Annotated in this window: 1 protein-coding gene; it reads right to left on the reverse strand. The window is 76.6% G+C overall.

The features are described 5' to 3' along the window. Window positions 1-44 precede the first annotated feature (44 nt). The gene (locus ACTMS2_RS21495; protein ID WP_441176996.1) at window positions 45-11,237 is read right to left on the reverse strand and encodes a type I polyketide synthase; all 11,193 of its coding nucleotides are present in this window, start codon (window positions 11,235-11,237) and stop codon (window positions 45-47) included. Window positions 11,238-11,249: the final 12 nt, after the last annotated feature.

Genomic DNA, 11,249 nt, shown 5'->3' on the forward strand with positions numbered 1-11,249 from the left:
TGGACCTACCTCACTCGGCATGCCGATGTCGTTGCGGCTGGTCGTCACGACGTCTCCAGCTCGCGGTCGATCAGGTCGAAGATGTTCTCGGCGGTGGCCGACTCCAGGTCGTCGTCGTCGCCGTCCGCGTCCGCCTGCCGCTCGGTCAGCCGGTCCAGCAGGCCGTGCAGCCGGTCGGTGATCCGGCGGAACTCGTCGTCGGTCGGGTCGAGCCCGACGAGCGCCGCCTCCAGCCGGTCGAGTTCCCGGCCGGCCGTCGACGTCTCCCCCGCCGGGGTCACCGGGGCGAACTGCCCGGCCAGGTGGGTGGCGAGCGCCTCGGGCGTCGGGTTGTCGAAGACCAGCGTCGCCGGCAGCCGCAGCCCGGTGGCCGCGCCGAGCCGGTTGCGCAGCTCGACCGCGGTGAGCGAGTCGAAGCCGAGTTCCCGGAACGCGCGGGTCGGCTCGATGCCGGCCGGGTCGCCGTGGCCGAGGACGACCGCCACGTGCGACAGCACCAGGTCACGCAGGGCGCGTACCCGCTTGTCGTCGGGCAGGGCGCGCAGCGTCTCGGCGTACGCCTGCCCGTCGGCGGCCTCGCCGGCTGCGGCCCGGCGGCCGGCGGCGCGGACCAGGTTGGTCAGCAGCGGGTGCACGGGCGATCCGGGCGCCGCCACCCCGGTGACGATCTTGGCGGGCATCAGGGTCGCCCGCTCCGAGCGCCAGACCGCGTCGAACAGGGCGAGTCCCTCGTCGTCGGAGAGGGCGGCCATGCCGCCCCGGTCGAGGCGGCGGATGTCGGCCGAGTCGAGGTGGCCGGTCATGCCGCTGGCCTGGGCCCAGCGGCCCCACGCCAGCGCGACCGCCGGCAGGCCGAGGGCCCGGCGGTGCTCGGCGAGGGCGTCGAGGAACGCGTTGCCGGCGGCGTAGTTGCCCTGGCCGGGGCCGCCGAACACGCCTGCGGCGGCCGAGAAGAGCACGAACGCGCTCAGGTCGTGGCCGAGGGTCGCCCGGTGCAGGTTCCAGGCCACGTCGACCTTGGGCCGCAGCACCGCGGCGAGGCGGTCGGGGGTGAGCGACTCCACGGTGGCGTCGTCGAGGACGCCGGCGGCGTGCACGACCGCGCGCAGCGGGTGCCGCCGGTCCACCATGGAGAGCACGTCCGCCACGGCGTCCGGGTCGGCCAGGTCGGCGGCGACGATCGACACGTCCGCGCCCAGGGCCTTGAGGTCGGCGAGCAGGTCGTCGGCGCCCTCGGCGTCCGGGCCGCGCCGGCTGACCAGGAGCAACTGCCGGGCGCCGTGCGCGGTGACCAGGTGCCGGCAGAGCAGCGCGCCGAGGGTGCCGGTCGCCCCCGAGACCAGGACCGTGCCGTCGAGGCGGGGCGCCTGCGGGACGCTCAGGGCGAGCTTGCCGACATGCCGGGCCTGGCTGAGGAAGCGGAACGCCTCGGGGGCGCGCCGGACGTCCCACGTGCGCCGGGGCAGGGGCCGCAGCGCCCCGCCGGCGAAGAGGGCCATCAGTTCGCCCAGCATCGCGCCGATCTTCTCCGGGCCAGCCTCGATGAGGTCGAAGACCTGGTAGCTGACGCCGGGGTGGTCGGCGGCGACCCGCCGCGGGTCCCGCTTGTCGGTCTTGCCCATCTCGACGAACCGACCGCCGTCGGCGAGCAGCCGCAGCGACGCGTCGACGTACTCGCCGCTGAGCGCGTTGAGCACCACGTCGACGCCCCGTCCGCCGGTGCGGTGGGCGAACTCCTCGGCGAAGTCGAGGCTGCGGGAGGAGGCGAGGTGCGCGTCGTCGAAGCCGGTGGCGCGCAGCGCCGGCCACTTGCCGGGGCTGGCCGTGCCGTAGACCTCCGCGCCGAGGTGGCGGGCGATCTGCACGGCCGCCATGCCGACACCGCCGGCCGCCGCGTGGACGAGCACGGACTCCCCGGCGCGCAGCCGGGCCAGCTCCACCAGGCCGTACCAGGCGGTCAGGAAGACCACGGGCACGGCGGCGGCGTCGGTGTACGACCAGCCGTCGGGGATGCGGGTGAGCAGCCTGCGGTCGGTGACCGCCGCCGAGGAGAACGAGCCGGAGAAGATGCCCATCACCCGGTCGCCGGGGGCGAGGTCGGTGACCCCCGGCCCGACGCCGAGCACCACGCCGGCGCCCTCGTTGCCCAGCACCTCCTGGTCGGGGACCATGCCGAGGGCCAGCACCACGTCGCGGAAGTTCAGCCCGGAGGCGCGCATCCCGACCAGGACGTGGCCCGCCGGCAGCTCCCCGGAAACCTCGGGGGCGGGCAGCAGGGCCAGGTTCTCCAGCGTGCCCTTCTCGGTGACGTCGAGGCGCCACGGCACCTCGTCGGCGGGCAGCGGCAGCACCCCGGCGTCGCGGGCCCGGGCCAGCCGGGGCACCAGCGGCACGCCGTCGCGCAGCGCGAGCTGCGGCTCGCCGGAGGCGACGGCCGCCGGGACGGCCGCCAGGGAGGCGGCGTCGTCGTCGGTGTCGAGCAGCGTGAACCGGCCGGGGTGCTCGGACTGCGCGGAGCGGACCAGCCCCCACAGGCTCGCCCGGGCCAGGTCGCGGGGGGCCTCGCCCGGGGCGGCGCCGACCGCGCCCCGGGTGTGCAGCACCAGCCGGGACCGCTCCAGCCGGGGCTCGCCCAACCACTGCTGCACCAGCGCGAGCGCGTCGCGGGCCGCGTCGTGCGCGGCCGCGCCGGCCCGCTGCGGGTCCGACTCCGCGCCGGCGCGCAGGTCCAGCACCACATCGGGTACGTCCCCGGACTCCCCGACCTCGGCGACCAGCGCCGCCAGGTCGGCGTGGGTCCGCACCGGGTGCCCGACGGCGGTGAGCGCCCCGGCGAGGCCGAGGGTGTCGTCGCCGAGCAGCGCCCAGCGGACCGACTCCCCCGCCGCCCCGTCGGTGCTCGGCAGCGGCGTCCAGTCCAGGTGGAACACCGAGGTGCGGCGCAGGGCGGCGGCCTCGTCGGCCCGGCCCGCGGCGACCGGACGGAACGTCAGCGACTCCACGGTCGCGACGGCCTGGCCCGCGGTGTCGGCGAGGGTGACCGCGACGGTGTCCGGGCCGAGCGGGCGCAGCCGCGCCCGCAGCCGGGTGGCGCCGTGGGCGTGCAGGGCGACCGAGCGGAAGGCGAACGGCATCCAGCCCGCGCCGGAGGTGTCCGCCGGGTCGCCGAGCAGGGCGGTGACCCCGCTGGCCTGGAGGGCCGCGTCGAACAGGGCCGGGTGCAGCCCGAAGCGGGACGCGTCGGCGGTCGCCTCCTCGGGGAGGGCCACCTCGGCGTAGACCTCGCCGTCGCCGCGCCACACCCGGCGCAGGCCCCGGAAGGCGGGGCCGTAGCCGAGGCCGCCCTCGGCCATCTGCGCGTACCAGGCGTCCAGGTCGGCGTCGACCTCGACGGCGTCGGCCGGCGGCCACTGACCCGATACGGCGGCCGGGGCGGGCAGGTGCGCCAGCAGCAGGCCCTCGGCGTGCCGGGTCCACTCCGCGTCGGCGTTCTCCTCGGGGCGGGAGTGCACGGTGACGCTCCGCTCGCCGGTGCCGCCGGGCGGGCCCACGCGTACCTGCACCTGCACCGCGCCGGCCGGCGGGAGCACCAGCGGGTTGATCAGCGTCAGGTCGCCGACCTGGCCGGCGTCGACCTCGTCGCCGGCCCGGACCACCATGTCGACCACGCCGGTGCCCGGGACGATCACCGCCCCGCCGACGGCGTGGTCGGCCAGCCACGGGTGGGTACGCACGGACAGCCGCCCGGTCAGCACCACCGTCCCGTCGTCGGCGACGGGTACGGCCGCGCTGAGCAGCGGGTGGTCGGTGTCCTGGAGGCCGGCGGAGCCGACGTCGCGTACGCGGTGCGCGGGCGCGTCCAGCCAGAAGCGTCCCCGTTCGAAGGCGTACGTGGGCAGCGCCACGGTGCCGGTCTCGGCGAGGACGGCCGTCAGGTCGACGGGCAGGCCGATCGCGTGGGCGGTGGCCAGGTTGGTCAGCAGCCGCGTCGCGTCGTCGTCGCCCCTGCGCAGGCTACCCAGCGTGTGCCCGCTCGCCCCGGCGTCGTCGAGGATCGCCGTCACCGGCATCGTCAACACCGGATGCGGGGAGATCTCCACGAACGTGGTGTGCCCGGCGGCGACAGCGACGCGCACGGCCGCGTCGAACTGCACCGTCTGCCGCAGGTTCTCGTACCAGTAGTCCGCCGTCATCGAGGCGGGATCGACCCAGTCACCGGTCAACGTCGAGACGAGCCGGGTGTGACCGGCCTGGGGGGTGACGTCGGCCAGGTCAGCGCGCAACTGCTCCGCGACGTCCTGCACGGCCGCCGAGTGCGACGCGTAGTCCACCGGGATCAACCGCGCCCGCACCCCGTCGGCCTGACACGCCTCCACCAGATCCGCGACCGGCTGCGGCGGACCCGACACCACCACCGTGGACGGCCCGTTCACCGCCGCGACACCCACGCCGGGGAACTCCCCGAGCCGCTCACTGACCGCCTCGGCGGAGAGGTCGACCGACGCCATCGTCCCGGTGCCCCGCAGCACCGTCAGCGCCCGCGACCGCAACGCCACCGCCTTCGCCGCGTCCTCCAGGCTCAGGATCCCGGCCACGCAGGCCGCGCCGATCTCACCCTGCGAGTGACCAACCACCGCAGCCGGGGCAACCCCGGCGTGCTGCCACACCGCCGCCAGGGCCATACCCACGGCCCACAGCACCGGCTGCACGACCTCCACCCGCGCCAACCACGACTCGTCATCACCCGTGAGCACCGACACCAGGTCCACGTCCAGATACGGGGCCAGAGCCCGCTGGCACTCCGCCAGACGCGCGTCGAACACCGGCGTACGACCCACCAGGCCGGCCGCCATCCGCGCCGACTGCGCACCCTGACCCGGGAACACGAACACCGGGCCCGCGCCATGCGACGAAGCCGCCGTCGCGACGACGTTGCCGGCCGGCGACCCGGACGCCAGCGCGTCCAGCCCCGCCAGCAGCTCCTCCGCGCTCGAACCGATCACGGCGGCGCGGTGGTCGAACGTCGACCGGGTGGCGGCGAGAGACCAGCCCACCGCCGCTGGGGCGAGATCGCCGTGCTCACGCACGTACCGCGCGAGCCGGGCCGCCTGGCCGGTCAGGGCGCGCTTCGAGCGCGCCGACACCGGCCACACCACAACGTCGGCGGCCACGAGTCCCGGACCGTGCTCGGCCGGAGCAGCGACCTCGGACGGCTCGTCGGCCTGCTCGATGATCACGTGGGCGTTCGTGCCGGACATGCCGAACGACGACACCGCCGCCCGACGTGGCCGCTGCACCTCGGACCACGGCCGCGACTGCGTCGCCAACTCCACCGCGCCGGCGCTCCAGTCGATGTGCGGGGACGGCTCGTCCACGTGCAGCGTCGCCGGCACGACTCCGTGCCGCATCGCCAGCACCATCTTGATCACACCGGCGACGCCCGAGGCGGCCTGGGTGTGCCCGATGTTGGACTTGATCGAGCCGAGCAGCAGCGGCTCGTCGGCCTTGCGGCCCTGGCCGTAGGTCGCCAGCAGGGCCTGTGCCTCGATCGGGTCACCAAGGGTGGTGCCGGTGCCGTGCGCCTCGACCACGTCCACGTCGGCCGTGGAGAGCCGCGCCGACGCGAGGGCCTGCCGGATCACCCGCTGCTGCGAGGGGCCGTTCGGCGCCGTCAGCCCGTTGGAGGCGCCGTCCTGGTTGACGGCGCTCCCCCGCACGATCGCGAGGACCTCGTGGCCGTTGCGCCGCGCGTCCGACAGCCGCTCGACGAGCAGCACGCCGACGCCCTCGCCCCAGCCCGTGCCGTCCGCAGCGGCCGCGAACGCCTTGCACCGGCCGTCGGCCGCCAGGCCCCGCTGCCGGGAGAACTCGAAGAAGGTGCCGGGGGTGGCCATGACCGTGACGCCGCCGGCGAGGGCCAGGTCGCACTCGCCGCGCCGCAGCGACTGCACCGCCAGGTGCAACGCCACCAACGACGACGAACACGCCGTGTCCACCGACACCGCCGGCCCCTCCAACCCCAACGCGTACGCCACCCGACCCGACACCACACTGGCGGCGTTCCCGGTGGCCCCGAACCCTTCGGCCTGCTCCCCCGCAGCCATCAGCAGGGCCCCATAGTCCTGACCATTCGTGCCCACGAACACCCCTGTTCGCGAACCCCGAAGGACCCCAGGCTCAACCCCTGCCCGCTCGACCGCCTCCCACGAAACCTCCAGCAGCAACCGCTGCTGCGGATCCATCGCCGCCGCCTCGCGGGGCGAGATCCCGAAGAAACCGGGGTCGAACTCGCCCGCGCCGTGCAGGAAGCCGCCCTTGTCGGCGTAGGTGGTGCCGGGGTTGGCCGGGTCGGGGTCGTAGAGCCGGTCAAGGTCCCAGCCCCGGTCGGTCGGGAAGTCGCCGATCGCGTCGACGCCGTCGGCGACGAGGCGCCACAGCTGCTCGGGGTCGTCGACGCCGCCGGGGTAGCGGCAGGCCATGGCGACGATGGCCACCGGCTCGTCGTCGTCCACGGCGGCCGGGGTGGCGTCGGGGGTTGGCCCGGCCTCGGTGCCGAAGAGCCCGGCGAGCAGGAAGCGGGCCAGCACGACCGGGGTGGGGTGGTCGAAGACCAGGGTGGTGGGCAGCGCCTGCCCGGTGGCGGCGGCGAGCCGGTTGCGCAGCTCCACGGCGGTCAGCGAGTCGAAGCCGAGGTCACGGAACGCGGTGGTCGCCGGGACGGCGGCGGTCCCGCCGTCGTGGCCGAGCACGTCGGCGGCGAGTTCCCGGACCAGGTCGGCGACGGTCTCCTCCCGCCGGGCCGTGGTCAGCGCGGCGAGGCGCCGGCGCAGGGTCGCCGCCGGGCCCTCGTCGCCGTCGTCGACCGTGGCGCCGCCGTCGAGGGCGGCCCGCGCCTCCGGTACGCCCTCCAGCAGGGGCCGGCGGCGGGCGGAGGCGTACGCGGGGGCGAACCGGGCCCAGTCCACGTCGGCCACCGTCACGGTGACGTCGTCGTGGTCGAGGGCCTGCTGCAAAGCGCCCATGGCCACGGCCGGGTCCATGGCGGGCAGGCCCCGGCGGCGCAGGTTCCGTTCGGCGTCGGCCGCGTGCATGCCGCCGTCGGCCCAGGGCCCCCAGGCGATGGCGGTGCCGGCGCGGCCGTCGGCGCGGCGCCGCTGCACCAGCGCGTCGAGGTAGGCGTTGCCGGCCGCGTACCCGGCCTGCCCGCCGCTGCCCCAGGTGGCGGCGATGGACGAGTAGACGACGAAGGCGTCCAACTCCCGGTCGGCGAGCAGGTCGGCGAGGTGGGTGGCCCCGGCGGTCTTGCCGACGGTGACCTCGGCCAGCTCGGCCGGGGTGACCTCCGCCAGCGGGGTGGCCTGGGCGATGCCGGCGGTGTGCACGACGGTACGCACCGGCGGTCCGGCGGACTCGACCCGGTCGAGCAGGTCGGCGAGGGCGGCCCGGTCGGCGATGTCGCAGGCGGCGACGGTGACCCGGGTGCCGAGGCCGGTCAGCTCGGCCTCCAGCTCGGCGGCGCCGGGGGCGCCGGGTCCGCGCCGGCTGACCAGCACGACGTGTTCGGCTCCGGCGGCGGCGAGCCAGCGGGCGGCGCGGGCGCCGAGGCCGCCGGTGCCGCCGGTGATCAGGGCGGTGCCGGTGGGCGTGAACCGGCGCGCCGGCGGGCGGTCGCCGAGGGCGGCGCGCACCAGGCGGCGGGCGAAGACGCCGGGGCCGCGTACCGCGAGCTGGTCCTCGCCGGTCGATCCGGTGAGGATCGCGGCGAGCCGGGTGGCGGCCCGGTCGTCGGGCTCCGGCGGCAGGTCGACCAGGCCGCCCCAGCGGTGCGGCGCCTCGACGCCGACGACCCGGCCGAGGCCCCAGATCGCGGCCTGCGCGGGGTCGGCGAGCCGGTCGTACGAGGCGGCGGCGACGGCGCCCCGGGTGACCAGCCACAGCGGCGCGGCCAGCCCGGCGTCGCCGAGCGCCTGCACGAGCGTGAGGGTGGCGGTCAGGCCGGGCAGGCCGGTGCCGTCGGCGGCGGGCGGTTCCCCGGCGAGCAGGGAGACGACGCCGGCGGGGTCGGTGCCGGCGAGCGCCGCCGCGAGGCCGGCCCGGTCGGCGTCCGGCTCGACGGTCAGCGGCTGTACGTCGGCTCCGGCGCCGGTCAGCGCGGCCCGGACGGTCCGCGCCGCCGGGTCGTCGGCGCCGCCTTCGGGCAGCGCCAGCAGCCAGGTGCCGGTCAGCCGGGCGGGGGCGGGTTCGCCGGTCACCTGCCATTCGGCCCGGTACCGCCAGCCGTCGAGGACCGAGTGCTCCTGCCGCTGCCGCCGCCAGTCGGCGAGGACGGGCAGCAGGGTACGCAGCGACTCGGCGGCGGTGGGGTCGGTGACGGCGAGGGTGTCGCGCAGCGCGTCGAGGTCGGCGCGTTCGACGGCCGCCCAGAACCGCCGGTCGAGCGCGCCGGCTCCGTCCGTGGCGGCCTCGTCGGCGGGCGCCTCGGCCGGCACCCAGTACTGCTGCCGCTCGAACGGGTAGGTGGGCAGGCCGACGAGCCGGCCGGGCCGGGCGGCGAGGACGTCCGTCCAGCGCGGCGGCGTGCCGGCGACGTGGAGCTGGGCGAGGGCGGCGAGCAGGGCGCGGCGGTCCGGGCGGTCCCGGCGCAGCACCGGCACCACCACGGCGGGGGCGGCGTCGGCCGCCTCGGCCCCGGCGAGGGTCTCCTGGATGCTGGCGGTGAGCACGGCGTCGGGGCCGACCTCCACGAACGTGCCGACGCCGTTGGCCCGCAGGGTGCGTACGCCGTCGGCGAAGCGGACCGCCTCCCGGACGTGGCGCACCCAGTAGCCGGGGTCGGTGAGCTGCGCCGGGTCGGCCAGCTCGCCGGTCAGGTTGGACACCACCGGCAGGGTGGGGGCGCGCAGGTCGAGGCGGGCGGCGACGGCGGCGAACTCGGCGAGCATCGGCTCCATGAGCGGGCTGTGGAAGGCGTGGCTGACCCGCAGCCGCCGCACCTTGACACCCCGGCCGGTCCAGAGTTCGGCCAGGTCGTCGATGGCCGCGCCGTCGCCGGAGACGACGACGGCGGCCGGGCCGTTGACGGCGGCGACGGCGACCCGGTCGGTCACGTCGGCGATCGACTCGGCGACCCGGGCCTCGTCGGCGGCGACGGCGAGCATCGCGCCGCCGGCGGGCAGGGCCTGCATGAGCCGCCCCCGGGCGGCGACGAGGGCGCACGCGTCGTCGAGGCTGAGCACGCCGGCCACGTGGGCGGCGGTCAGCTCACCGACGGAGTGCCCGGCGACCAGGTCGGGGGCCAGCCCCCAGGAGCCGAGCAGCCGGTGCAGCGCCACCTCGACGGCGAACAGCGCGGCCTGGGTGTAGACGGTCTGGTCGAGCAGCGCGGCCTCGTCGGTGCCGGGCTCGGCGTGCAGCAGCGGCTTCAGCGGCCGGGGCAGCCGGTGGTCGAGGTGGGCGCACACCTCGTCGAGCGCCTCGGCGAAGACCGGGTACGTCTCGTACAGCTCCCGGCCCGCGCCGGCGCGCTGGGCGCCCTGGCCGGAGAAGAGGAACGCGATCCCGCCACGCTCGGCGGCGGCACCGGTGACCAGGCCGGGGGCGGGCCGGTCGTCGGCGAGGGCGCCCAGGGCGGCGAGCAGCCCGTCGGTGTCGTCGGCGAGCACGACCGCCCGGTGTTCCAGGGGCGAGCGGGAGACCACCGAGGTCCAGGCCACGTCGGCGGGGCGCAGGGCCGCGTCGTCGGCGACGTACCGGGACCAGCGCTCGGCCTGGTGACGCAGCGCGGCGCGGGTACGCCCGGTGAGCAGCACCGGCGCGGGCGCGGGCGCCGCCGGCCGGTCGGCCTCGGCGCGGGCCGGCTCGGGCTGTTCGAGGATGAGGTGGGTGTTGGTGCCGCTCATCCCGAACGAGGACACGGCGGCGCGGCGCGGCCGGTCCACGGCGGGCCACGGCGTGGCCTCGGTGACCAGGGTGACCGCTCCGGCGGCCCAGTCCACGTGGGGGGTGGGCTCGTCGACGTGCAGGGTGGCCGGCACGACGCCGTGCCGCATCGCCTCCACCATCTTGATCACCCCGGCGATACCGGCGGCGGCCTGCGTGTGGCCGATGTTGGACTTGATCGAGCCGAGCAGCAGCGGCGCGGCGTCGCCGCGCTCCCGGCCGTACGTGGCGAGCAGGGCCTGGGCCTCGATCGGGTCGCCGAGGGTGGTGCCGGTGCCGTGCGCCTCCACCACGTCGACCAGGTCGGGGGTGAGCTTCGCGCTGGCCAGGGCCTGCCGGATGACCCGCTGCTGGGAGGGGCCGTTGGGGGCGGTGAGCCCGTTGGACGCGCCGTCGGAGTTGACCGCGGAGCTGCGGATGATCCCGAGCACGGGGTGGCCGTTGCGGCGGGCGTCGCTGAGCCGTTCCAGCAGCAGCATGCCGACGCCCTCGGACCAGCCGGTGCCGTCGGCGGACGCCGCGAACGACTTGCACCGGCCGTCGGCGGCGAGGCCGCGCTGCCGGGAGAACTCGACGAACGGGCCGGGGGTGGCCAGCACGGTCGCCCCGCCGGCCAGGGCGAGGCCGCACTCCCGTTGGCGCAGCGCCTGGCAGGCGAGGTGGATGGCGACCGACGCCGACGAGCAGGCGGTGTCCACGGTGACCGACGGGCCTTCCAGCCCGAACGTGTACGCCAGCCGGCCGGAGACCACGCTGGCGGCGGTGCCGGTCAGCACGTACCCCTCGACGCCGGGTGCCCGGTGCAGCACGGCGGCGTAGTCCTGCCCGGAGGTGCCGACGAAGACGCCGGAGCGGCTGCCGCGCAGCGACAGCGGGGCGATGCCGGCCCGCTCGAACAGCTCCCAGGTGACCTCCAGCAGCAGCCGCTGCTGGGGGTCCATGGCGACCGCCTCGCGCGGCGAGATGCCGAACAGCGCGGCGTCGAAGCGCCCCGCGTCGTGCAGGAACCCGCCGGAGGTGGTGTACGAGGTGCCGGCGTTGTCCGGGTCGGCGTGGTAGAGCCGCTCCAGGTCCCAGCCCCGGTCGGTGGGGAAGTCGCCGATGGCGTCCCCGCCGGACGAGACGAACTCCCACAGCTCCTCAGGCGAGCTGATGCCGCCCGGGTAGCGGCAGCTCATCGCCACGATCGCCACCGGCTCGGACTCCTCGGCGGTGACCTCGCGCAGCCGTTGGCGGGTCTGCTGAAGCTCGGCGACGACCCGCGTCAGGTATTCGCGCAGCCGCTCTTCGTCCGCCATGACATCTCGCTT

This window comes from Micromonospora sp. SD12, from assembly GCF_052068495.1.
In the GTDB taxonomy this organism is placed as follows: Bacteria; Actinomycetota; Actinomycetes; order Mycobacteriales; family Micromonosporaceae; genus Micromonospora; species Micromonospora echinofusca.

Excerpts from the sequence above, each read along its gene's own strand:
- ACTMS2_RS21495 (WP_441176996.1), bottom strand. The coding sequence starts at position 11,237 with ATGGCGGACGAAGAGCGGCTGCGCGAATACCTGACGCGGGTCGTCGCC.